Source organism: Stenotrophomonas sp. GW821-FHT02D01, from assembly GCF_059421765.1.
Map to the genome: position 1 here is coordinate 428,743 of NZ_JBWKVP010000003.1, position 23,103 is coordinate 451,845.

At 67.4% G+C, this 23,103-nt stretch carries 19 protein-coding genes; all 19 read left to right on the forward strand.

Features of this window, described 5'->3' with window-relative positions:
* The first annotated feature begins 94 nt into the window (after positions 1–94).
* The 19 genes from flhF (at position 95) to AC07UW_RS09540 (ending at position 23,080) form a co-directional block, all read left to right on the forward strand.
* The gene (gene flhF, locus AC07UW_RS09450; RefSeq protein ID WP_495211915.1) at positions 95–1,720 is read left to right on the forward strand and encodes a flagellar biosynthesis GTPase FlhF; all 1,626 of its coding nucleotides are present in this window, start codon (positions 95–97) and stop codon (positions 1,718–1,720) included.
* Entirely contained in the window at positions 1,707–2,594 is an 888-nt protein-coding gene (locus AC07UW_RS09455) for a MinD/ParA family ATP-binding protein (protein WP_025878980.1), read from the forward strand. Before flhF ends, AC07UW_RS09455 begins: the two co-directional genes overlap by 14 nt.
* Positions 2,591–3,334 (forward strand): RNA polymerase sigma factor FliA, encoded by a 744-nt coding sequence (locus AC07UW_RS09460; RefSeq protein ID WP_025878979.1) that lies wholly within the window; start codon positions 2,591–2,593, stop codon positions 3,332–3,334. Before AC07UW_RS09455 ends, AC07UW_RS09460 begins: the two co-directional genes overlap by 4 nt.
* A 19-nt stretch (positions 3,335–3,353) precedes the next feature.
* Positions 3,354–3,746 (forward strand): chemotaxis response regulator CheY, encoded by a 393-nt coding sequence (cheY, locus tag AC07UW_RS09465; RefSeq protein ID WP_005413247.1) that lies wholly within the window; start codon positions 3,354–3,356, stop codon positions 3,744–3,746.
* A complete protein-coding gene (locus tag AC07UW_RS09470) occupies positions 3,746–4,351 on the forward strand; it encodes a protein phosphatase CheZ (RefSeq protein WP_025878978.1) in 606 nt (201 codons plus the stop codon). Before cheY ends, AC07UW_RS09470 begins: the two co-directional genes overlap by 1 nt.
* Before the next feature lie 2 nt (positions 4,352–4,353).
* Entirely contained in the window at positions 4,354–6,192 is a 1,839-nt protein-coding gene (locus tag AC07UW_RS09475; RefSeq protein ID WP_495211916.1) for a chemotaxis protein CheA, read from the forward strand.
* A 126-nt stretch (positions 6,193–6,318) separates the two neighbouring features.
* Positions 6,319–7,059 (forward strand): flagellar motor protein, encoded by a 741-nt coding sequence (locus AC07UW_RS09480; RefSeq protein WP_025878976.1) that lies wholly within the window; start codon positions 6,319–6,321, stop codon positions 7,057–7,059.
* A 1-nt stretch (position 7,060) separates the two neighbouring features.
* Positions 7,061–8,074: a flagellar motor protein MotD gene (gene motD, locus AC07UW_RS09485; protein ID WP_495211917.1), complete on the forward strand. Its 1,014-nt coding sequence runs from the start codon at positions 7,061–7,063 to the stop codon at positions 8,072–8,074.
* A 4-nt stretch (positions 8,075–8,078) separates the two neighbouring features.
* Positions 8,079–8,861 (forward strand): ParA family protein, encoded by a 783-nt coding sequence (locus tag AC07UW_RS09490; protein ID WP_032974847.1) that lies wholly within the window; start codon positions 8,079–8,081, stop codon positions 8,859–8,861.
* Positions 8,858–10,222, forward strand: coding sequence for a chemotaxis protein CheW (locus AC07UW_RS09495; protein WP_495211918.1), 1,365 nt, complete (start codon positions 8,858–8,860; stop codon positions 10,220–10,222). The genes AC07UW_RS09490 and AC07UW_RS09495 overlap by 4 nt, the downstream gene beginning before the upstream one ends.
* 94 nt (positions 10,223–10,316) lie before the next feature.
* Entirely contained in the window at positions 10,317–10,625 is a 309-nt protein-coding gene (locus tag AC07UW_RS09500; RefSeq protein WP_032975458.1) for an STAS domain-containing protein, read from the forward strand.
* Positions 10,622–10,987 carry a response regulator gene (locus AC07UW_RS09505; protein WP_025878971.1) on the forward strand — a complete coding sequence of 122 codons (366 nt, stop codon included), beginning with the start codon at positions 10,622–10,624 and terminating at the stop codon, positions 10,985–10,987. The genes AC07UW_RS09500 and AC07UW_RS09505 overlap by 4 nt, the downstream gene beginning before the upstream one ends.
* Positions 10,988–11,032: 45 nt before the next feature.
* On the forward strand, positions 11,033–13,012 hold the full coding sequence (locus AC07UW_RS09510) for a chemotaxis protein CheA (protein WP_154880256.1): 1,980 nt from the start codon (positions 11,033–11,035) through the stop codon (positions 13,010–13,012).
* 385 nt (positions 13,013–13,397) lie between these two features.
* Positions 13,398–15,644 (forward strand): methyl-accepting chemotaxis protein, encoded by a 2,247-nt coding sequence (locus AC07UW_RS09515; RefSeq protein ID WP_495211919.1) that lies wholly within the window; start codon positions 13,398–13,400, stop codon positions 15,642–15,644.
* A gap of 213 nt (positions 15,645–15,857) precedes the next feature.
* Complete coding sequence (locus tag AC07UW_RS09520) at positions 15,858–16,631, forward strand: flagellar brake protein (protein ID WP_495211920.1); 774 nt, start codon at positions 15,858–15,860, stop codon at positions 16,629–16,631.
* A 181-nt stretch (positions 16,632–16,812) separates the two neighbouring features.
* On the forward strand, positions 16,813–17,304 hold the full coding sequence (locus tag AC07UW_RS09525) for a chemotaxis protein CheW (RefSeq protein WP_025878967.1): 492 nt from the start codon (positions 16,813–16,815) through the stop codon (positions 17,302–17,304).
* Positions 17,305–17,441: 137 nt separating this feature from the next.
* Positions 17,442–17,825 (forward strand): hypothetical protein, encoded by a 384-nt coding sequence (locus AC07UW_RS09530; protein ID WP_025878966.1) that lies wholly within the window; start codon positions 17,442–17,444, stop codon positions 17,823–17,825.
* Positions 17,826–17,923: 98 nt separating this feature from the next.
* Positions 17,924–20,299 (forward strand): methyl-accepting chemotaxis protein, encoded by a 2,376-nt coding sequence (locus AC07UW_RS09535; RefSeq protein ID WP_117310339.1) that lies wholly within the window; start codon positions 17,924–17,926, stop codon positions 20,297–20,299.
* Positions 20,300–20,815: 516 nt separating this feature from the next.
* Positions 20,816–23,080, forward strand: a complete 2,265-nt coding sequence (locus AC07UW_RS09540; protein ID WP_495211921.1) for a methyl-accepting chemotaxis protein — start codon at positions 20,816–20,818, stop codon at positions 23,078–23,080.
* The last annotated feature ends 23 nt before the right edge of the window (positions 23,081–23,103 follow it).

Consider the following 23,103-nt stretch of genomic DNA (forward strand, 5'->3'; position numbering starts at 1 on the left):
CAGACAGATTCCAAGGGGAACCCGAACCGTGCAGACCACCGACCATCCGCGTTCTCCGACCGCCACTCCGCCGACTTCGTCCCGTGACCACAGCATGAAAATCAAACGATTCGTCGCCGCCGACATGCGCTCGGCCATGAACCTGGTGCGCAAGGAACATGGTCCTGATGCCGTGATCCTGTCCAACCGCCGGATCGAGGAAGGCATCGAGATCGTGGCCGCCGCCAACTACGATGAGAGCGCCGTGCAGCGCGCCCTGGAAGCGTCGCGCCGCGACGTGGCACCGCCGCCCGCGCCGAAGCCGCGCAGCGCCGCCGACGCAGTGATCGCCGCGGTCACCCGCCGTCGTAGCGGCACCCCGGCACCGGAGCCGGTGGCCGCCACCACCTCGGCCGTCGCCGCCCTCGCCCGCGCCGCCGTCGGCGCTACCGGCCGCACCCTGGACAGCGCCGACGAGATCGTGCCGACGCGTGGCAGCACCGGCTTCGCCGCCACCCTGGCGCGCGCCGCCGTCAATGAATCGACGCTGCCGGAACAGATCTTCGCCCCGTTCGCCGACGCCATCGTGGCGCCCTCACCCTCGCCTGCGGCAGCCGCGCCGGTGAACCGCGCCCGCTTCCAGATCGACCCGCCGCTGGAAGACAGCGCGCTGCTGCCGGCAGTGACGCCGCCGCCGTTGCCGGTTGCCCTCCAGGCCACCACGGCACCCGAAGACCAAGCCTCACACGCGCCGGTTGCCGTGCAGCCGACCGAGGCTGCACCGGCACCGATGCCGGCGCTGGCGCCAGCACCCGCGCTGACCCTGGTCGCCGATGACGCCGAGATCCGCCACCTGCGCCAGGAAGTGGCCGGCATGCGCCAGGTGATCGAGCGCGAGATGAACCGCTTCACCGACGAGCGCCTGCGCGGCAGCCCGGTGCGTGCCACCGCGCTGGACCTGATGGACGAGTACGGCTTCGACGCCGGCATCGCCCGCGACGTGGCCATGCAGATCCCGCTGGAAACCGAAGCGCATCGCGGCCGCGGCCTGATGCTGGGGCTGATCTCGCGCAAGCTGCCGATCGCCCCGGTCGATCCGATGGAGGAAGGCGGCGTGATCGCCCTGGTCGGCCCGACCGGCGCCGGCAAGACCACCACCATCGCCAAGCTGGCCTCGCGCTTCGCCGAAGCCCATGCCGCCCGCGACGTCGCCCTGGTCACCACCGATACGATGCGCATCGGTGCCCGCGAACAGCTGTACGGCTACGGCCGCCAGCTCGGCATCGCCGTGCACGAGGCCAACAGCGGCACCGACCTGGACCAGCTGCTGGAACGCCTGAAGGACTACAAGCTGGTGCTGATCGACACCGCCGGCCTGGGCCCGCGCGACCGTGCGCTGGCCGCCCAGCTGCAGTGGCTGCGCGCCGCCCGCCAGGTCCGCACCCTGCTGGTACTGCCGGCCAACACCAGCTTCGGCGACATGGACGAGGTGGTCCGCCGCTTCGGCGCGGCCAACCTGCAGGGCCTGGTGCTGAGCAAGCTGGACGAGACCGGCCGCTTCGGCAACGCCCTGTCGGTGGCGGTGGACCACAAGCTGCCGATCACCTGGGTGACCGATGGCCAGGACGTCCCGGACGACCTGCACCGGGCCAGTGCAGCCAATCTTGTACTTCGCCTTGAAGATTTGCGCCGCGCGGCCGATATGCCCTGCAACCCGGAGTTGAACCATGCCGTCGCGTGAGTACGCCAAGCTGACCACCACCTTCCCGCTGACGGCGACCCGCAGCGAGCCGCTCGGCCCTGTGCGCACGATTGCCGTGACCGGCGGCAAGGGCGGCGTCGGCAAGACCAACGTATCGGCCAACCTGGCCGTGGCGCTTGCGGGAATGGGCAAACGCACCCTGTTGCTGGACGCCGACCTGGGCCTGGCCAACATCGACGTGATCCTGGGCCTGAGCCCCACCAACACCCTGGCCGACCTGGTCGCTGGCCGCTGCAGCCTGGATGACGTGATCATCGAAGGCCCGAACGGCGTGCTGGTGGTACCGGCTGCGTCCGGCCGCCGGCACATGGCCGAGCTGGCCCCGGCCGAGCATGTCGGCCTGGTCAACGTGTTCTCCGAACTGGAGCGCGAGCTGGACATCATGGTGGTGGACACCGCCGCCGGCATCACCGATGGCGTGCTGACCTTCTGCCAGGCCGCGCAGGACACCGTGGTGGTGGTCTGTGATGAACCAGCCTCGATCACCGACGCCTATGCGCTGATCAAGGTGCTGTCGCGCGAACGTGGCGTGGACCGCATCCAGGTGGTGGCCAACATGGTGCGCGACCCCAACGAAGGCCGCGTGCTGTACGAGAAGCTGACCCGCGTCTGCGAGAAATTCCTCGCCGATGTCTCGCTGAACTACCTGGGCTGCGTGCCGCAGGACGACTGGCTGCGCCTGTCGGTGCAGCGCCAGCAGCCGGTGGTGAAGGCCTATCCGTCCAGCCCGTCGGCACTGGCGATCACCGAGATCGCCCGCCGCACCGCCCGCTGGCAGGCACCGACCGAGCCGCGCGGCGGCGTCGAGTTCTTCCTCGAACGCATCATCAAGCAGCGCGGGGTGGCCGCATGAAAGGCGCCGCCCAGTACAGAGAGGTCCAGCGCACGGCGGCCAATGAGGTCATCGCCCAGCACTCGGACCTGGTGCGGCGCATCGCCCACCATCTGGCCGCACGCCTGCCGGCCAGCGTTGAGGTGGACGACCTGATCCAGGCCGGCATGATGGGCCTGATCGAAGCCTCGCGCAGCTACGACGCCGACCAGGGTGCCTCGTTCGAGACCTACGCTTCGATCCGCATCCGCGGTTCGATGATCGATGAGATCCGTCGTGGCGACTGGGTACCGCGTTCGGTGCACCGCCGTGCCCGTGACGCTGCGGCCACCATCCGCCGCCTGGAGCAGAGCACCGGCCGTGCCGCCAGTGCCACCGAAGTGGCCGCCGCGATGGAGATGCCGCTGCCCGAGTACCTGCGCCTGATGGAGGACGCCTCGCGCGGCCAGGTACTGAGCCTGGAGTCGCGCATTGAAGACCAGGGCGAGCTGGACACCGTCGCCCAGGGCGGCCCGACCCCGCAGCAGGTGCTGGAGCGCGGTGAATTCGGCCGCGAGCTGGGCAATGCCATCGGCCACCTGCCCGAGCGCGAACAGCTGGTGCTGTCGCTCTACTACGAGCAGGAACTGAACCTGAAAGAGATCGGCGCAGTGCTCGGCGTGAGCGAGTCGCGGGTCTGCCAGATCCACGGCCAGGCGGTCCTGCGCCTGCGTGGCCGACTGAAGATTTTCGAGGCGGCCGACGCCGGCCTCGAGAGCTGATCAACAAAGGAACTCTGCTTTGAACAAGAACATGCGCATCCTGATCGTCGACGACTTCTCGACCATGCGTCGTATCGTCAAGAACCTGCTGGGCGATCTGGGCTTCACCAATACCGCCGAAGCCGAGGACGGGCATGCCGCGCTGTCGCTGCTGCAGAGCCAGCCGTTCGACTTCGTGGTCACCGACTGGAACATGCCGGTGATGACCGGCATCGAACTGCTCAAGGCCATCCGTGCCGATGCCAAGCTGAAGACCCTGCCGGTGCTGATGGTGACTGCCGAAGCCAAGCGCGAGCAGATCATCGAAGCGGCGCAGAACGGCGTGAACGGTTACATCATCAAGCCGTTCACCGCACAGACGCTGGAAGAGAAGCTCGGCAAGATCTTCGAACGCCTGGCGGCCAGCGCTTGATGGATACCACGGTCGACAAGAGCGCCCTCGCCCTGCGCCTGCAGGAAGCCCTGGATGCACTGGAATCCGGCGACGAGGCGGCGTGGCGCCAGCGCATCGACGGCCTGGTCGCGCTGCGCACCCAGCCGATGATGAGCGGCCTTTCGCGGCTGGCCCGCGAGCTGGGCCAGGCGCTGGGCGAACTGCCGACCGTGCCCGATGAAGCCGGCGAGCTGGACGATGCCTGCGCGCGCCTGGACCACGTGGTGGCGATGACCGAACAGGCCACGCACCGCACCCTGGACCTGGCCGAAGAGTGCCGCAGCCTGACCGAACAGCTGCGCGCCGACGGCCTGCAGCCGGGCCAGGACGTGCAGCTCGACCGCATCCGCCACAACCTCACCGAGATCGCCCTGACCCAGAGCTACCAGGACCTGACCGGGCAGATCATCCGTCGCGTGGTGGGCATCGTCCGCCGCGTGCACGAAGGCTTCGGCGCGCTCGGCCTGCCGCCGGAACAGCATCGCACCGATCCGGAACTGGCTGGGCCGGCACTGAAGGGACTGGACCGCCATGCGGTCTCGCAGAACGACGCCGACGACCTGTTGTCGGATCTGGGGCTGTAACCATGGGCGCAGTAGCCGACGACATCACTGCCGATTTCATCATCGAGGCCCAGGAGATCCTGGATCGCCTCGGCGAACAGCTGGTGTCGCTGGAACAGGCACCGCAGGACAATGAACAGCTCAACGCGGTGTTCCGCGGCTACCACACGCTGAAAGGCGGCGCAGGTTTCCTTGGCATCACCGCGATGGTCGAGCTGTGCCACGCCGCCGAGGAAGCACTGGGCGCCGCACGCGCCGGTCAGGCCGTCCTGCAGGCGCATCACTTCGATGCCGCCCAGCAGTCACTGGACTACCTGCAGTCGATGCTTGACGCGGTGTCTTCGGGCACCGAGCCGGGCTTTGCCCCGCCCGAACTGGTCGCCCAGTTCGACGTGCATGGCGGCGGCGCTGCCGCGCCTGCGGCCGCGACGCCGGGTGCGGGTGGTGGCGACCTGATCACCGACGACGAGTTCGAGGCCCTGCTCGACCAGCTGCACGGCGGCAAGGCGCCGACAACCGTGGCGGCGGCAAAGAAGGCCGACGACATGATCAGCGAGGACGAGTTCGAGGCATTGCTCGACCAGCTGCATGGCGGCGCCGCCCCGGGCAGCAACACCACCGCAGCGGCTGTTGCGGTACCGGCACCGCGACCGGCGCCCTCGCCGGCCCCGCCCGCTGCCAAGCCCGCACCCAACAAGCCTGTCGCCGAAGCCGAACACACCGTGCGTGTGGACACCAAGCGCCTGGATGCCATCGTCAACCTGATCGGCGAACTGGTGCTGTCACGAAACCGCTTGAAGACGCTGCGCACACGCCTGCGCGATGAAGAGCTGGACCGCGCCGTGTCCACGCTGGATATCGCCACCGCGCGCCTGCAGTCGGCGGTGATGCGCACCCGCATGCAACCGGTCGGCAAGGTGTTCTCGCGCTTCCCGAAGGTGGCGCGCGACGTTGCGCGTTCGCTGAAGAAGGAAGTGGACCTGGAACTGATCGGCGCCGAAACCGAGCTCGACCGCAACCTGGTCGAAGCGCTGGCCGACCCGCTGGTGCACCTGGTCCGCAACGCCATCGACCATGGCGTGGAAATGCCTGACCTGCGCGAAGCGCAGGGCAAGCCGCGGATGGGCCACGTGCGCCTGTCGGCACAGCAGGAAGGCGACTACGTCAGCATCGAAGTGCAGGACGATGGCGCCGGCATCGATCCGGAAAAGCTGCGCGCCAAGGCGCGCGAGAAGGGCCTGATCGATCCGGAAGCCGCCGCCCGCCTGAGCAGCGAGGAATGCCTGCACCTGGTGTTCTTGCCAGGCTTCTCGACCAAGCAGCAGGTCACCGACATTTCCGGCCGTGGCGTCGGCATGGACGTGGTGCAGTCGCGCATCCGTGAGCTGAGCGGGCAGATCCAGATCCAGTCGGAACTGGGCCGCGGCAGCCGCTTCATGATCCGCGTACCGCTGACCCTGGCGATCCTGCCGACCCTGCTGGTGCAGGCCGGCGAAGACGTCTACGCACTGCCGCTGGCCCGTGTGATGGAAGTGCTGCATGCGCCGCGCACCTCGCTGGGCTGGTTCGACGGTCGCGCCGTGCTTGACCGCCGCTCACACACGCTGGCGCTGGTGGACCTGCGGCAATGGCTGGATGTGACGCCGGCCGCCTCGCCCCTGCTGACCATTGTCGTGCTGCAGGCCGGTGAAGCACGCTTCGGGCTGGTGGTGGACCAGGTGCGCGGGCGTGAGGAAGTGGTCATCAAGCCACTGCCCAAGGCCCTGCGCGGCCTGCGTGGTTATGCCGGTGCAACCTTGATCGGTGATGGTCGCATGGCACTGATCCTGGACGTGGACGGGCTGCGCAGCCCACACGACTGACCTCGTTGCTGAACCCGGCGCACCGTAGCGCCGGGCCAGGCCTGGCGACACAAGAAACTGTGAACTCCGTTACAGCAGATTCTCCCGGTGTCTCAAGTCCCATTCATACAAGCCGATACCGGACCCATGGATAGACTCAGCCTCATTGGACTTTTCCTCGCCCTGGCCTCGCTGGTTGGTGGCAGCATCCTCAAGGGCGCCGGCCTGGCGTCGTTGTGGTCGCCTGCGGCGTTCGTGATCGTCATCGTCGGCACCATCGCCGCCATCCTGCTGCACACCTCGCCAGCGGTGTTCAAGCACGCCTTCAAGATCGTGCGCTGGGTCGTGCGGCCGCCGCACAGCGACCGTCGTGAACTGATCCAGCAGATCGTGGAGTGGAGCAACATCGCCCGCCGCCAGGGCCTGCTCGGCCTGGAATCGCAGGTGGAAGCACAGCAGGACCCGTTCCTGCGCAAGGGCCTGCAGCTGCTGGTGGACGGCGTTGAACCCGAATCGATCCGGCATATGCTGGAGATCGAACTGGGCAGCCAGGAGCACCAGGACCAGGCCGCCGCCAAGGTGTTTGAAAGCATGGGCATCTATGCGCCCACGCTGGGCATCATCGGCGCCGTGCTCGGCCTGATCGCGGTGATGAAGAACCTCGCCGACCCGAGCAAGCTCGGCCACGGCATCGCCGCCGCGTTCACCGCCACCATCTACGGCATCGCCTCTGCCAACCTGCTGTTCCTGCCCATCGCCGCCAAGCTGAAGGGCGTCATCGCCCATTCCAGCCGCGACCGCGAAATGGTCATCGAAGGCCTGATCTCGATTGCCCAGGGCGAGAACCCGCGCAACATCGAAACCAACCTCTCCGGCTTCCTGCACTGACATGGCCCGCCGCAAGCACCACGAAGAGCACGCCAATCACGAGGCATGGGCCATCCCCTATGCCGACCTGATGACGCTACTGCTCGCCTTCTTCGTGGTCATGTACGCGATCTCCTCGGTCAACGAGGGCAAGTACCGGATCATGGCCGACGCCCTCACCGATGCCTTCGGTGGTGCGCCGCGCACCATCAATCCGGTGCAGGTGGGCAACAAGCAGGTGCAGGGCGGCGGCTGGGACAGCCCGTCGGTGATCAAGTCCGGCACCAAGATCGGGCCGTCCGCTCCCGCGCCCTCGCATGACCCCACCCTGCTGCCGGCGATGGCCTCGCAGATGCGCATGCCGGTGTCGGTGCACAACCAGGAACAGATCGCGCGTGCCGAGCGCCAGCTCAACAGCATCGCCGACCGCCTGACCGCCGCGCTGGCGCCACTGATCGACCGCGGCATGATCAGCGTGCGCCGTACCGAACTGTGGATCGAAGTGGAGATCAACAGCGACATCCTGTTCCCGACCGGCTCGGCGGCGCTGGACGTGCATGCGCGCGACACCCTGGCCAGCCTGGCCGGTGTGCTGCGCGACGTGCCCAACAGCGTGCGCGTGGAAGGCCACACCGACAACGTGCCGATTGCCACTGCCACCTTCCCGTCCAACTGGGAACTGTCGGCCGGGCGCGCGGCCAGCGTGGTGCATCTGTTTGCCGACCAGGGGCTGCAGCCATCGCGGCTGGCGATGGTCGGCTACGGCCAGTTCCGCCCCCGCGAAGACAACGACAGCGCACAGGGCCGCAATCGCAACCGGCGGGTGATGGTCATCATCCTGGCCGACACCAGTCATTCGGTGGACCCGCTCGGCGAACGCCTGAATGCCGCCACCGGCGCTGCCCGCGGCGCCAGCGAACAGGCCGCCACCGCACCGGCCACCGCCCCCACTTCCCCCATCGCACCGGTGCAGTTGCCACCGGTGCCGGCTGGCAGCCGTGTCGGCGCCGCCGTTCCCCCGGCAATGAAGGAGTAATCCGATGCGCATCTGGGCAGTCGCCAACCAGAAGGGCGGAGTCGGCAAGACCACCACCACCCTCGCCCTCGGTCGCGGCCTGGCCGCGCTCGGCCACCGCGTGCTGCTGATCGATCTCGATCCGCATGCCTCGCTGACCCGCGCCTTCGGCGTACCGATCGAGCCGGCACCGGCCGGCGTGCTGGAACTGTTCGGCGCACCGCCGGCCGACCTCTCCGCGCTCAGCCATGCCAGCAACATCGGCGGACTCGATTACGTGTGCGCGCAGGCCTCGCTGGCCACGCTGGAACGACGCAGCGCCAACCAGCCTGGCCTCGGCCTGGCCCTGCAGAACGCGCTCGCCCGCCACCAGGGCCAGCACGACTACATCCTGCTGGACTGCGCACCGACCCTGGGCCTGCTGATGATCAACGCACTGGCCGCGGCCGATCGGCTGATCATTCCCACCCAGGCCGAGCCGTTGGCCCTGCACGGCCTGGATGGCATGGTCCGCACCGGCGAGATGGTCGAGCGTTCACGCCGCCGGCCGCTGCCGATCTCGATCCTGCCGACGCTGTTCGACCGCCGCACCCGCACCGGCAATGAATCGCTGCGCGCCATGCAGGACCGCCACGCAAGCCGCGTCTGGGAAGACGCGATTCCGATCGACACCCGCATCAGCAACGCGGCCGGCCTGACCCTGCCGAGCATCGGCGAGGACTACCCGGGTCGCGGCCTGGCGGCCTATCGGCGTGCATTGAACTGGATCCTCGGTGAGGACGCACGTGCCCTGGAGCAGGCGGCATGAACACCACCGGCATGCTGGACGACTATCTGGACGAGCTGCTCGGCGACATTGCCGTCGCACCGGTCGCCGCTGACGCCGCGCCACGCCCGACGAGCGCAGCAGCCGACGGCGAGCGCGAGCCGACCTGGGACGATCTGCCGGCCGAAGTGATCTACGAAACCGACGCCGTTGCAGTGGCCCCGGCCAACGACGATGCTTCGCTCGAAGCCGCCTTCGACGCGGCTGCCACGCCTGCGGCCGACACCGGGCGCGAGCCGACCTGGGACGATCTGCCGGCCGAGGTCATCTACGAAACCGACGCCGTCGCAGCCGCTCCGGCCAACGATGATGCGGCGCTGGAAGCCGCCTTCGACGCCGTTGCCACGCCTGCGGCCGATACCGGGCGCGAGCCGACCTGGGACGATCTGCCGGCGGAAGTGATCTACGAAACCGACGCCGTCGCAGCCGCTCCGGCCAACGATGATGCGGCGCTGGAAGCCGCCTTCGACGCTGCTGCCGCACCTGCCGCCGACGCTGACCGCGAGCCCACCTGGGACGACCTGCCGGCCGAGGTCGTCCATGAAACCGCGCCCGTGGCCGTTGCCCCTGTCGCACCGCCCGCGCCGGAACCCACCTGGGATGACCTGCCGGACGAAGTGATCTACGAAACCGACGCCGCCGACAGCTTGGCGCACACCGACAGCCCCGGATTGCAGGCCGCCTTCGAAGCCGCCGCCGACGGCGAGGTGGTTGCTGCCATCGCTGCGCCGGCCGTTGCCAAGGCCGCCGCGCGTCCCGCGCCGGCACCGATGCCATCGATGACCCGCGCCGCCGTCGCGCCGCCGCCACGGCTCGCGGTGGACACCCCCTCCAGCAACCGCCCCGGCTCTTGGCAGGAGCTGCAGGCCCAGGCGCATCAGCCCGCCAGCAGCCCGCATCCGCAGAACCGCCGCGCCGGCGAACGCACATCGCGTTGGCTGCGGCTGCGCTGTGGCGCCCAGGCCTACGCGCTGGAACTGCTGAAGGTGCAGGAAGTGGTGCTGCCGGTGCCGTTGCTGCCATTGCGCGGCACTGCCCCGGAAATGCTCGGCATCATGAACCTGCGTGGCCAGGTGGTGCCGGTGATGGATCTCGGCCTGCACCTGGGTGCAGCCTCCGCCGAGGATGACGCGCAGACCCGCATTGTCGTGCTTGAAGAGAACGGCGAGACCCTGGGCCTGCGTGTGTCGGCCGTGGAGGACGTCGCCAACCTGACCGACTCGCAGATCGAACCACCCGATACCGCCCGCATCTGCCAGATCTCCAATGAACTGTTCCGTGGCGTGGCCCGCATCAGCCAGCGGCCGATGATCCTGCTCGACGCCACGCAGCTGCTGGGGTGAATCCGTGCTCTGAATCGGCGCTTCGCGCCGATACCCCTAAAGAACCGCCCCACGGTGCCGTTATGAATGCTGGAACCGTTTGTCCGGAGCAACGATGAGCACTGTCGAACTGGGTGAGGATCTCGGCATCGAGAGCAGCACCGAGCTCAAGAACCGCCTTTCGCCCTTGGTGGCGGAAGCAGGCGAGCTGACCCTGGATGCAAGCCAGGTCGGCCGCATCCACACCGCCAGCATGCAGGTGCTGTGCGCCTTCGTGCAGGCCCGCCGCGAGGCAGGCCTGGGCACCGGCTTCCACGGTTGCACTGCAACCTTCCGTGACGCTGCACGCCTGTTGGGCGTCACCCAGGCCCTGGGCCTGGACGTACCCCATGACAACCTGAAATCTGTGGAGAACGCTGCATGAGCGCACGTATCTTGGTGGTGGACGATTCGGCGTCGATGCGCCAGATGGTTTCCTTCGCCCTCACCTCGGCCGGTTTTGCCGTCGAAGAAGCTGAAGACGGCGCGGTCGCGCTCGGACGTGCCAAGGGCCAGCGCTTCAATGCGGTGGTCACCGACGTCAACATGCCGAACATGGACGGCATCGCGCTGATCCGCGAACTGCGCCAGCTGCCGGACTACAAGTTCACGCCGATGCTGATGCTGACCACCGAGTCGGCAGCGGACAAGAAGTCCGAAGGCAAGGCCGCCGGTGCCACCGGCTGGCTGGTCAAGCCGTTCAATCCCGAACAGCTGGTCGCCACCGTGCAGAAAGTGCTGGGCTGATCGCCCCGCACTGCTCCCCCTCTTCGCTTCCGGATCGCCACTGCCATGAGCATGGACCTGCAACGCTTCCACGCCACCTTCTTCGAGGAGAGCCGCGAAGGCCTCGACGCCATGGAGGCTGGCCTGCTGGCCCTGGAATCGGGACAACAGGACCCGGAGATCATCAACTCGGTGTTCCGTGCCGCCCACTCCATCAAGGGTGGCGCAGGCACGTTCGGCTTCGATGCCATCGCCGGGCTGACCCACGTGCTGGAAACGCTGCTCGATGAGCTTCGGGCCGGCAAGCGCGCACTGGAAGGCAACGCCGTCGATGCGATGCTGTCGTCGGTGGACGTACTGCGCGCCCTGTTGCGCGAGGCCGAGCACGGCCAGCCCGCCGATCCTGCAGCGGTCGCTGCGGTGAAGGCGCGCCTGGAAGCGGTGCTGTCCGGCCAGGCACCCGCCGCCGCTGCACCCGCTGCCGCCAGCAAGGTGGACGACACGCCGGAAGCCTGGCAGATCGGCTTCACCCCGGCGCCGTCACTGTTCATGAGTGGCAACGACCCGTTGCGCATCATCCGCGAACTGGAACACCTGGGTTCGCTGCAGGTGGCCGCGCGCATGGATCGCCTGCCCGGCTTCGCCCAGCTCGACCCGCTCGAAGCCCACCTGGCGTGGGACCTGGGCCTGGTCGGCAAGGTGCCGCGCAGCAAGATCGAAGACACCTTCGCCTGGGTGCTGGACGACTGCGAACTGGACATCCGTCCGGCCGCACCGCCAAGCCTGGCCACCCAGGCACCGGCCGCCGCGCCGGTCGCTGCTCCTGCGCCCGCCGCTGCCGCACCGGCTGCAAATGCCGGCGGCAACCAGGAAGCGGAAACCTCCATCCGCGTCAGCGTCGACAAGGTCGATGCACTGATCAACCTGGTCGGTGAGCTGGTCATCACCCAGGCCATGCTCAAGCAGGTCTCGCACGCGCTGGACCCGGTGCATGCCGAGAGCCTGTTCGCCGGCCTGGACCTGCTTGAACGCAATACCCGTGACCTGCAAGAGGCTGTGATCGGCGTGCGCATGCTGCCGGTCGACGCAGTGTTCCGCCGCTTCCCGCGTCTGGTCCGCGACCTGTCCGGCCGCCTGGGCAAGCACGTGCGCCTGCGCACCATCGGCGAAGGCACCGAGCTGGACAAGGGCCTGATCGAGAAGATCGCCGATCCGCTGGTGCATCTGGTCCGCAATTCCATCGACCACGGCCTGGAAATGCCGGACGTGCGTCGCGATGCTGGCAAGGACGAGACCGGTACGATCACCCTGGCGGCCTCGCACCAGGGCGGCCACATCGTCATCGAAGTCAGCGACGACGGCCGCGGCCTGAACCGCGAGAAGATCCTGGCCAAGGCGCAGGAACGCGGCCTGGCCGTACCGGACAACCCCACCGACTCGCAGGTCTGGGACCTGATCTTCCAGCCCGGCTTCTCCACCGCCGATGCGGTCACCGATCTGTCCGGCCGCGGCGTGGGCATGGACGTGGTCCGCCGCAACATCCAGGCGCTCGGTGGCGAGGTGCAGATTGAAAGCGGCCTCGGCACCGGCACCCGTACGCTGATCCGGCTGCCGTTGACCCTGGCCATCCTCGACGGCATGACCGTGGCGGTGGCCGGCGAAACCCTGATCCTGCCGCTGGCCTACGTGCTTGAAGCACTGCAGCCGCAGCCTGACGACATCCGCAGCATGGCCGGCGAAGGCCGCGTGCTGCGCGTGCGTGGCGAATACCTGCCGATCCTGTCGCTGAGCGAGTACTACGGCTATGGCCAGCGTGCACCCGGCAGTGAATCGCTGGTGGTGGTGGTTGAAGGCGATGGCCAGAAGATCGCGCTGGAAGTGGACGAACTGGTCGGCCAGCAGCAGGTCGTGGTGAAGAACATCGAGAACAACTACCGCCGCATCGGCGGGGTCTCCGGTGCCACCATCCTCGGCGATGGCCGCGTCGCCCTGATCGTCGACATCGGCGGCCTGGTGCGTTCGCTGCGGGTGCCGCAGGCCGCCTGAGCTGCGCTACACGTTGTACCTGACCGCCGCCCTCCGGGGCGGCGGTTTTCGTTTGCGCGCGGGCGCAGGCAGCAATCGTACCCACGCGTAACGCGGCGGCGCCCACAACTGTGACCTCCGTCGTCCTGTGTCGTGAACCTGATCGGGCGCATGGTTTCGCCTGAAACCACGCCGCCACGACGAAAGCCCCGCCACTGCTTGCTTTCCGTTGGTTTCCCCTACGCCAGCGAATGTGACATCGGTCCGTAAAGTACGGCGTAGCTGCGCCGCTATCTCGGGTTGACGGCAGTCACCGAACCTTCACCCGGCACCACCGTTCCCTCCTGCAACGACCTTTTGCCCGCGGCGCCGCCGCCGGAATTCTGCCCACCTTGGAGCACCCTGCATGAAGTGGTTCCACGATCTGCCCATCGCCCGCAAGCTGGCTGTGGGATTCACCCTGACCACCCTGATGACCGTCGTGCTGGGTGCATTCGCCCTGGTCCGCCTGTCCGAAGCCAACGCCAAGCTGACCTCAATGGCGACCAACGACATTCCATCGGTGCAGTACCTCGGTGAAGTGCGCTCGCAGCTGGGTGAGTTCCGCACCTATGAACTGGCCCAGATCAGCATGCTGGACCAGCCGGAGAAGGTCGCCGATTACAACAAGCGCATGAACGACACCGCTGCGGTGGTGCGCGAGCAGCTGGCGGCCTATGCCAAGCTGCCGTCCGGCGACAAGGAGCGCACGCTGTACCAGGCCGTGCAGGCCGACGTCGATGGCTACTTCGCTGCCAATACCAAGCTGCGCGAAGCGGCCACCGCCGGTGATGGCGAAGCGGCCCGGCAGATTTCCGATGAGCAGTCGCGCCCCTTGCGCCGCAAAGCCTTCGAAGACCTGAAGGCGCTGGGTGCGCTGCTGGGAACCCAGATGCAGGGCAAGATCGACGACGCCAACGCGACCCACCGCAACAGCATGCTGGCCATCATCGCCGCCATCGTGCTGCTGGTCGTGGTCGCCGCCACCCTGGCCGTGATCATTTCGCGCGCCGTGGTCGGCCCGCTGGGCAAGGCAGTGCAGGCCATCCAGGCCGTCGCCCGCGGCGATCTCAGCGTCACTACCCAGGCCACCGGCAAGGATGAGGCGGGTCGCATGCTGACGGCCACCGCGGAGATGACCGCAATGCTGCGTCGCTTCTCCGAGCAGACCCAGCTGATGGCACAGATGCATGCCGGCCCCGATATCAGCCACCGCATTCCGGAAGACTTCCCGGGCGTCTATGGCCAGCTCGCCGGCGGCATCAACACGGTCATCTTCGAACACCTCGATGCGATCCGTGATGCCATCGATGTGCTCAACCAGTACGCCACCGGCAACCTCACCCCCGATGCGCGCCGGTTGCCGGGCAGCCGCGCGATCCTGCACGAATCGATGGATGCGGCCAAGGCCAGCCTGCTGGCCATCAACACGCAGATCCAGCAATTGGCATCGTCCGCTGCCGCCGGCGACTTCAGCCAGCGCGGCGATGCGCAGCGCTTCGATCACGATTTCCGCGTGATGATCGAGCAGCTCAACAGCATGATGGAGGTCGCCGACGGCAATCTTGGCCAGCTGTCGCAGCTGCTGCAGTCCATCGCCGCGGGCGACCTGACCGCACGCATGGACGGCCAGTTCCACGGCGTGTTCGCCCGCATGCGTGACGATGCCAACACCACCGTCGCCCAGTTGACCCAGATCGTCAGCCAGATCCAGGCCAGCACCTCGAGCATCACCCTGGCCTCGGGCGAAATCGCCTCGGGCAACAGCGACCTGTCGCGCCGTACCGAACAGCAGGCCGCCAATCTGGAAGAAACCGCCGCCTCGATGGAGGAACTGACCTCCACCGTGCGCCAGAACGCCGAACATGCGCGCCAGGCCAACCAGCTCGCCATCGGTGCGCACGGCGTGGCCTCGCAGGGCGGTGAAGTGGTCGGCCAGGTGGTCACCACCATGTCGGCCATCGAAGCCTCCTCGAAGAAGATCGCCGAGATCATCTCGGTCATCGATGGCATCGCCTTCCAGACCAACATCCTGGCGCTCAATGCCGCAGTGGAAGCGGCCCGTGCCGGCGAACAGGGCCGTGGCTTCGCCGTGGTCGCCAGCGAGGTGCGTACCCTCGCCCAGCGCTCGGCCGCCGCCGCCAAGGAGATCAAGGGGCTGATCGACGAATCGGTCGGCAAGGTCGCCGAGGGTTCCAGCCTGGTCCACCAGGCCGGCAGCACCATGGGCGAGATCGTCGCGTCGGTGCAGCGCGTGACCGACATCATGGCCGAGATCTCCGCCGCCTCGCAGGAGCAGTCGGCCGGCATCGAACAGGTCAACCAGACCGTGGTGCAGATGGACGAAACCACCCAGCAGAACGCCGCGCTGGTGGAAGAAGCCACCGCCGCAGCGCGGGCCATGGAAGACCAGGCCGCGCAGCTGGGCGAGGCCGTCGCACGCTTCCGCCTGGCCGCACCGAGCGCGGGCAATGCGATACCGCGCGCAGCCATGGCCGTGGCCGGCAGTGCTCCGCGCAAGGCGGCGCCCGCATCCATCGCCGCACCTGCGCGCGTGCGCAAGCCCGTTGCGCAGCCGGCCCTGGCCGGTGACGGCGACTGGCAGGAGTTCTGATCGCAGCATCGGGGTGGCCGCGCGCCACCCCGTCAGCGGAAAGGTAGCGCCGGGCCGTGCCCGGCCCGGGCGTTACGCTTGCCCGACCGCCGCGGGCATGGCACAACGGAGCAAACGAGTGCGTTCGGTGCTACATAAATCTGCAACGCAGCCGATACCTCTTTCGAGCCACGCGCCCACACGCGTCGGCGCCCGCCCCTGACCACAGATTCCATGTCCGACGGCCACGACACTGCACTGCCCGAAGTCCATGCGGCCGATGCCGCGGACGATCGCTTTCTGGTCCGCAACCCCCGCCAGGTGCGGCAGCTGCTGCGCTCACTGATCGAGCAGCGGTCACTGATCAGCGCCCATATCGACGGCCGCGATCGCTCCTTCCCCACCGCTCTGTTGGACCTGGACGAGGACGATGACGTGCTGCTGCTCGATGGCAGCCCGCAGGAAACCTCCAACCGCGCCGCAGAACAGGCCGACCACCTGCTCTGCTTCGCCCAGCTGGAACGAGTGATGGTGCGTTTCCGCCTGCACGAACTGCAACGCGTGGACAACGAAGGCCACGTCGCCTTCCGGGCACCGTTCCCCGAGGAGCTGGTGCATCTGCAGCGACGCGAACTGTACCGGCTGGAGACCCCCATCACCGATTCACCGCACCTGCTGCTGCCACCGGGCGAGGCCCAGGCCGAAGCGCTGTCGATGCGGGTGGTGGACATCAGTGGCGGCGGCCTGGCGGTGACCGTGCCCGTAGATTGCGCGGTCTTCGGCCTGCAACAGCGCTACCGCGCGCAGCTGTCGATGCCCGATGGCCCAGACCTGCAGATCGAACTGGTGGTCTGCAACCTGCTGCCGCAACGCCTACCCAACGGCACCGAGGTCAAGCGCGTTGGCATGCGCTTTGACGACCTGCCACGCGGCGGCGACAGCGCCATCCAGCGCTACATCTTCCGTATCGACCGCCAGCGCAAGGCGCGCCGCAACGGCGAGCTCTGACACCCCACGGCGGGCGGATCCACGCCACGCGTGGATTCATGCCCTCCCAGGTAGATCCACGCCATGCGTGGATGCAGGAGCTGCCGGCCAGCGGCCGGCACTACCAGATGCCTAAAGTCCCCCACCCAGGGGCCGATATCGAGCCTGACACCGGCACTTCCGGCAGAACCAGGACCCTTCGATGAACGACAAGAACAGCTCCGCCGCCGGCGCCGATGGCGAATTCCTCAGCTTCACCCTCGGCGCCGAGCACTACGGCGTGGACATCCTCAAGGTGCAGGAAATCCGCGGCTACGACGCCGTCACCCGCGTCCCCGACGCGCCGGATTACATCAAGGGTGTCATCAACCTGCGCGGCACCATCGTGCCGGTGATCGACCTGCGCCTGAAGCTGCGCCTGGAAGACGCCCGCTACGACGCCTTCACCGTGATGATCGTGCTCAACGTGGAAGACCGCGTGGTCGGCATCGTGGTCGACAGCGTCTCCGACGTGATCCCGCTGTCGGCCGAGCAGATCCGCCCGACCCCGGAATTCGGCGCCGCCGTCGACACCCGCTTCATCTCCGGCATCGGCACCCACGACGACCGCATGCTGATCCTGCTGGACATCGAAACCCTGCTGGACAGCGCCGACATGGGCCAGACCAACGTCGTCGAAGACGCTGCCGCCTGAACAAACGGACCTTCTTCACGTTTCTGTTACGCAGCCCTTCAGTTCCCCTCATCCACGCCGATAGGGGGACAGAAGCCGGTCGCGCAGGAACGCGCCAAGGCCGGATCCACCATCACCATCCCCGGAGAATCACCCCGATGAAGTCCCTGCTTGCGTTCGTTTCGGCTGCCGTCCTGGCCACCACCGCTTCCTCCGCCTTCGCGCAGTCGGCCGAGATGATTCCGCCGGAGATGGCACCGCGCGCCGTCGGCAAGGACGGCATGGTCTGCGGCAAGGTCGAAAAGGCCCGCTTCGCAGAAGGTTCCGAAGGCCAGCCGACCTTCCTGTACATGGGCGGCGCCTTCCCGCGCCACACCTTCTCGGCACGCATCGCCGGCGAGAACCGCGGCAAGTTCTCCTTCCCGCTGGAAACCCTGGAAGGCAAGACCGTGTGCGTGATCGGCAAGATCCAGCGCGACGCCTCGCGCGCGGAAATCGAAGTCAGCTCGCCGTCCAGCCTGAAGCTGGCCAACATCAAGTAATCCGCTGTCCGTCAGACCGCGCCGGCCAGCGTGCCGGCGTGGCTGTTGCAACCGGGCCCCGCGCCCGGCCGCGTCTGCCTTAGGAGATCGCAACGCCCATGCCGTGGATCAACAACCTGAAACTGATGCCGAAGCTCATGCTGACCTTCGGTGTCCTCTTGCTGGTGATGCTGCTGCAGGGCATCGTCGCCTACCGTGGCCTGCATTCGCTGAACAACGTGACCACCGAGCTGGCCGGTTCACGCATGGAGAGCATCCGCATGGCCGGCGAGATGCGCGGCATGCTCGGCGAGTACCGCAACAGCGCCTACCAGCAGCTGATCCGCGCCAGCGACGACGTCAAGGCCGACGCCCGCAAGCAGGCCGTCGAACTGCGCACCAGCATGGACAAGTCGATCAAGGACTATCCGAAGCTGGTCGACAACGCACAGCAGAAGAAGCTGTTCGACACCTTCGCCAAGGACTGGAAGGACGCGCTGGCCTCCTATGACAGCGTCACCGAAATGCTGGAGCTGGACCTGCCCGACGATGCGATCGACACCTTCGTCGGCGAGACCCGCACCAAACACCGCAAGGCCGGCGCAGCGCTTGAAGCGCTGATCGCCGAAGACAACCGCCTCGCCCGCGCCTCGCGCGACGAAGCCGCCTCCACCTACTCCGCCTCGGCCGTGCTGACCGTCATCGCCCTGCTCGGCGGCGCCGCGCTCGGCCTGGTGCTGGTGTGGCTGTTCGCCCGTGCCCTGGTCGGCAGCGTGCGTGGCGCCGTATCGGTGGCCAACGACGTTGCCGGTGGCAAGCTTGATGGCCATATCGACGTCAGCCGCCAGGACGAAGTGGGCGAACTGATGCAGGCCATGCAGCGCATGCAGCGCGACCTGCGCGAGCGCACTGAAACCGACCAGGCCATCGCCCGCGAGAACCTGCGCATCCGCACCGCGCTGGATTACAGCTCGACCGGCGTCTACCTGACCGACCCCAACAACACCATCGTCTACAGCAACCGCGCCCTGCAGCAGACCCTGGCCCAGTACCAGGACGAGTTGCGGCGCGACCTGCCCGACTTCGACGTCCACGCCTCGCTGGTCGGCAAGCCGGTCACCGTGCTTGAACACCGCGGCGAGATGGACAACACCCTGCTGGCCAACCTCAAGCAGCATGGCGTTGCCCGCCGCCCGATGCAGTACGGCGATGCCCAGTTCGCCCAGGTCGTGTCGACCATCCGCAACGAAGACGGCGACACCGTCGGCTACGTGGTGGAATGGCGCGACCGCACCCAGGAAGCGCAGGTCGAGGCGGAAGTGGCACGGGTGATCGCCCAGGCCGCTGCCGGCGACCTGTCCGGCCGCATCGATGCCAACGACAAGGAAGGCTTCTTCCTGCAGCTGGCCCAGCAGATCAACGGCCTGCTGGACGCCAACTCGGGCAGCATCGAACAGATCTCCGGCCTGCTCGCCGCACTGTCGCAGGGTGACCTGACCGTGCGCATGCACGGCGACTACCAGGGCGTGTTCGCCCGCATGCGTGACGATGCCAACGCCACGGCCGCACAGCTGAGCGAGATCGTCACCCGCATCAAGCAGTCCAGCCGTGCGATCAGCTCGGCCGCCGGCGAAATCGCCTCCGGCAACAGCGACCTGTCGCGCCGTACCGAACAGCAGGCCGCGAACCTGGAAGAAACCGCCGCCTCGATGGAGGAGCTGACTTCCACCGTTCGCCAGAACGCCGAGCACGCACGCCAGGCCAACCAGCTCGCCATCGGCGCGCACGGCGTGGCGTCGCAGGGTGGCGAAGTGGTCGGCCAGGTGGTCACCACCATGTCGGCCATCCAGGCCTCGTCGAAGAAGATCGCGGAAATCATCTCGGTCATCGACGGCATTGCCTTCCAGACCAACATCCTGGCGCTGAACGCCGCGGTGGAAGCGGCCCGTGCCGGCGAACAGGGCCGCGGTTTCGCCGTGGTCGCCAGCGAAGTGCGTACCCTCGCCCAGCGCTCGGCTGCCGCCGCCAAGGAAATCAAGGGCCTGATCGACGACTCGGTCGGCAAGGTCAACGACGGCTCGGCGCTGGTGCACAAGGCCGGCGCCACCATGGGCGAGATCGTCGCCTCGGTGCAGCGCGTGACCGACATCATGTCCGAGATCTCTGCTGCCTCGCAGGAGCAGAGCGCCGGCATCGAACAGGTCAACCAGACCGTGGTGCAGATGGACGAAACCACCCAGCAGAACGCCGCGCTGGTGGAAGAAGCCACCGCCGCCGCACGTGCGATGGAAGAACAGGCGGGCCACCTCAGCGAGGCGGTCTCGATCTTCGTGGTCGACGAAGCCGAAGCCGTGGTCGCCACGCGCGCACCGGCACCGCGCGCGTCTGCACCGGCAGCCCCGGCTCCGGCACCGGCCGCACCGCCGGCCCGCCGCAGCACCGGCGGCCGATCCATGGCCACCGAACTGGCTGATGGAGACTGGCAGGAATTCTGATTCCTGCCTGACCTGAGGCACGAAGACGCCCCGGCCCTGCGCTGGGGCGTTTTTTTTGCGGCCTCGTCAGGTGTTGTCCAGCCAACGGCGCAGTGCTTCCGGGGTCAGATCCGTTTTCCGCAGGAAAACGGATCTGACCCCTCTTTCCAATTGGAAACTCAAGCACTTGCCGTCCGACACAAGGATATCGAATGGGCCGGGCCAGGGTGGGTTGGCGGGGGTGTCCGCGGCATGGATGCCGCGGCCAAGCCCCCAGGGACGGGTTTACGGCGTCCCCCGCCAACCCACCCTGGTCCGGCCCTTCTCGCAATCCGTGACAGCCGACCATCCGCTGTTGCTGTTGCTGTCGCTCCAAAAGCCTGCCGCAGGCAGCGCCGCAGCCGCCGCTGCGAACAAACCTGAATACGTTCGAACAGCCCACCTCAATCCCCCGCCCCAGCGGCCGATAACGGTCATGTCACCGCTGCTCCCGATCAGCACCGGCGCCTCCACCCACCACCACCCGGGTACTGCTCGATGAATCTCCTGCATCGCTGGCAACACTACTTCAGCAATCTCTCCGTCCGACGCAAGCTCAATCTGCTCACGCTGCTGATCGCACTCGGCGTGATCGCGCTCTCGGTGATCGCTGCCCGCATGCAGTACCTGGACCTGACCGATACCCGCAAGTCTTCGCTGAAGACCCAGGTCGAACTGAGCTACGGCATCCTCGACCACTACCATCGCCTGGCCGGAACCGGCGAGCTCAGCGAAGAAGCTGCCAAGGCCGCCGCGCTGCAGGCGCTGGAAGTCATGCGCGCGCATAACGATACCTATTACTACAACATCTACGACACCGGCTATCACGTGCTCATGCACCCGTTCCGCAAGGATCTGGTGGGCAAGGACATGAAGGATTTCCGTACCGGCGATGGCATCCGCATCTACTACGACCAGATCGAAGCGGCCAAGGCCGGCGGCGGTTTCGTCGCCTATCGATGGGCCAAGCCCGGCGAGAAGGGGGAAGTCGAAAAGGTCGCCTACGCCGGCCTGTTCAAGCCCTGGAACTGGGTGGTCAGCAGCGGCGTGTACATGGATGACGTGCAGCAGCAGGCACTGGTCTTCACTGCCATCATGACCCTGGCCGGTGGCGTGCTGGTGCTGATCGTGCTCGCATTGAGCTGGGTCATCGGCAACCGCATCGCACGCCCGCTGAAGCAGGCCACCGCCGTGGCCGAAGGCATTGCCGGCGGCAAGCTGGACAGCCACATCGGCCCGCAGCCGCATGATGAAACCGGTCGCCTGCTCGAAGCCATGTCGCGCATGCAGCAGCAGCTGCACGCGGTCATCAGTGGCCAGCGCGAGATGGCGCGCCGCCACGATGGCGGTGAACTCAGCTACCGCATCGACGCCAGCAGCTTCCCCGGCGAATACGGACTGATGGTGCAGGAAACCAACGTCCTGGTCGGCAGCCACGTGCAGACCCTGCACGATGTACTGAACGTCGTGCAGCAGTACGCCGTGGGCGACCTCAGCAGCGACATCGCGCGCTATCCGGGCGAAAAGGCGGCGATGACCACCACCGTCGATACGGTCAAAGCCAACCTCGGCCGCATCAACGCCGAGATCAAGCAGCTGGCCAGTGCCGCCGCCGCGGGCGACTTCAGCCAGCGCGGCGATGCACAGCGCTTCGATCACGATTTCCGCACCATGCTGGAAAACCTCAATGCCATGATGGCAGTCAGCGATGACAACCTCGGCAAGCTCTCGCAGCTGCTGTCGTCCATTGCCGACGGCGACCTGACGGCACGCATGCACGGTGACTACCAGGGCGTGTTCGCCCGCATGCGCGACGATGCAAACGCCACGGTCAGCCAGCTGACCCAGATCGTCGGCCAGATCCAGGCCAGTGCCTCCAGCATCACCCTGTCGGCCGGCGAAATCGCGTCGGGCAACAGCGACCTATCGCGCCGTACCGAGCAACAGGCCGCCAATCTGGAAGAAACCGCCGCCTCGATGGAGGAACTGACCTCTACCGTGCGCCAGAACGCCGAACACGCGCGCCAGGCCAACCAGCTCGCCATCGGCGCGCATGGCGTGGCCTCGCAGGGTGGCAGCGTGGTCGGCCAGGTGGTCACCACCATGTCGGCCATCGAAGCCTCCTCGAAGAAGATCGCCGAGATCATCTCGGTCATCGATGGCATCGCCTTCCAGACCAACATCCTGGCGCTGAACGCTGCAGTGGAAGCGGCCCGTGCCGGCGAACAGGGCCGCGGTTTCGCCGTGGTCGCCAGCGAAGTGCGCACCCTCGCCCAGCGCTCGGCCGCCGCCGCCAAGGAAATCAAGGGGCTGATCGACGACTCGGTCGGCAAGGTCGCCGAAGGTTCCAGCCTGGTCCACCAGGCCGGCAGCACCATGGGCGAGATCGTCGCGTCGGTGCAGCGCGTGACCGACATCATGGCCGAGATCTCCGCCGCCTCGCAGGAGCAGTCGGCCGGCATCGAGCAGGTCAACCAGACCGTGGTGCAGATGGACGAAACCACCCAGCAGAACGCCGCGCTGGTGGAAGAAGCCACCGCTGCGGCACGGGCGATGGAAGACCAGGCCGCACAGCTGGCCGACGCCGTGGCGATCTTCCGCCTCGACAACCAGGTCGCTGTCGCAGTGAAGGCGTTGACCGCGAAGGTCGCGCCGAAGGCTGCCAGCCCTGCGCCTTCGCGACCGTTGTCGACGCCCGCACCGATCCGCCGTACCCACTCCAGCACCGTCGTCTCCAACGACGGCGACTGGCAGGAATTCTGATCCTCGCGGCGGCTCCGGCCGCC

Excerpts from the sequence above, each read along its gene's own strand:
- flhF (WP_495211915.1), top strand. The coding sequence starts at position 95 with ATGAAAATCAAACGATTCGTCGCCGCCGACATGCGCTCGGCCATGAAC.
- AC07UW_RS09535 (WP_117310339.1), top strand. The coding sequence starts at position 17,924 with ATGCCGTGGATCAACAACCTGAAACTGATGCCGAAGCTCATGCTGACC.
- AC07UW_RS09500 (WP_032975458.1), top strand. The coding sequence starts at position 10,317 with ATGAGCACTGTCGAACTGGGTGAGGATCTCGGCATCGAGAGCAGCACC.
- AC07UW_RS09470 (WP_025878978.1), top strand. The coding sequence starts at position 3,746 with ATGGATACCACGGTCGACAAGAGCGCCCTCGCCCTGCGCCTGCAGGAA.
- AC07UW_RS09510 (WP_154880256.1), top strand. The coding sequence starts at position 11,033 with ATGAGCATGGACCTGCAACGCTTCCACGCCACCTTCTTCGAGGAGAGC.
- AC07UW_RS09475 (WP_495211916.1), top strand. The coding sequence starts at position 4,354 with ATGGGCGCAGTAGCCGACGACATCACTGCCGATTTCATCATCGAGGCC.
- AC07UW_RS09490 (WP_032974847.1), top strand. The coding sequence starts at position 8,079 with ATGCGCATCTGGGCAGTCGCCAACCAGAAGGGCGGAGTCGGCAAGACC.
- AC07UW_RS09480 (WP_025878976.1), top strand. The coding sequence starts at position 6,319 with ATGGATAGACTCAGCCTCATTGGACTTTTCCTCGCCCTGGCCTCGCTG.
- motD (WP_495211917.1), top strand. The coding sequence starts at position 7,061 with ATGGCCCGCCGCAAGCACCACGAAGAGCACGCCAATCACGAGGCATGG.
- AC07UW_RS09495 (WP_495211918.1), top strand. The coding sequence starts at position 8,858 with ATGAACACCACCGGCATGCTGGACGACTATCTGGACGAGCTGCTCGGC.
- AC07UW_RS09540 (WP_495211921.1), top strand. The coding sequence starts at position 20,816 with ATGAATCTCCTGCATCGCTGGCAACACTACTTCAGCAATCTCTCCGTC.
- AC07UW_RS09455 (WP_025878980.1), top strand. The coding sequence starts at position 1,707 with ATGCCGTCGCGTGAGTACGCCAAGCTGACCACCACCTTCCCGCTGACG.
- AC07UW_RS09520 (WP_495211920.1), top strand. The coding sequence starts at position 15,858 with ATGTCCGACGGCCACGACACTGCACTGCCCGAAGTCCATGCGGCCGAT.
- AC07UW_RS09460 (WP_025878979.1), top strand. The coding sequence starts at position 2,591 with ATGAAAGGCGCCGCCCAGTACAGAGAGGTCCAGCGCACGGCGGCCAAT.
- AC07UW_RS09525 (WP_025878967.1), top strand. The coding sequence starts at position 16,813 with ATGAACGACAAGAACAGCTCCGCCGCCGGCGCCGATGGCGAATTCCTC.
- AC07UW_RS09530 (WP_025878966.1), top strand. The coding sequence starts at position 17,442 with ATGAAGTCCCTGCTTGCGTTCGTTTCGGCTGCCGTCCTGGCCACCACC.
- AC07UW_RS09505 (WP_025878971.1), top strand. The coding sequence starts at position 10,622 with ATGAGCGCACGTATCTTGGTGGTGGACGATTCGGCGTCGATGCGCCAG.
- AC07UW_RS09515 (WP_495211919.1), top strand. The coding sequence starts at position 13,398 with ATGAAGTGGTTCCACGATCTGCCCATCGCCCGCAAGCTGGCTGTGGGA.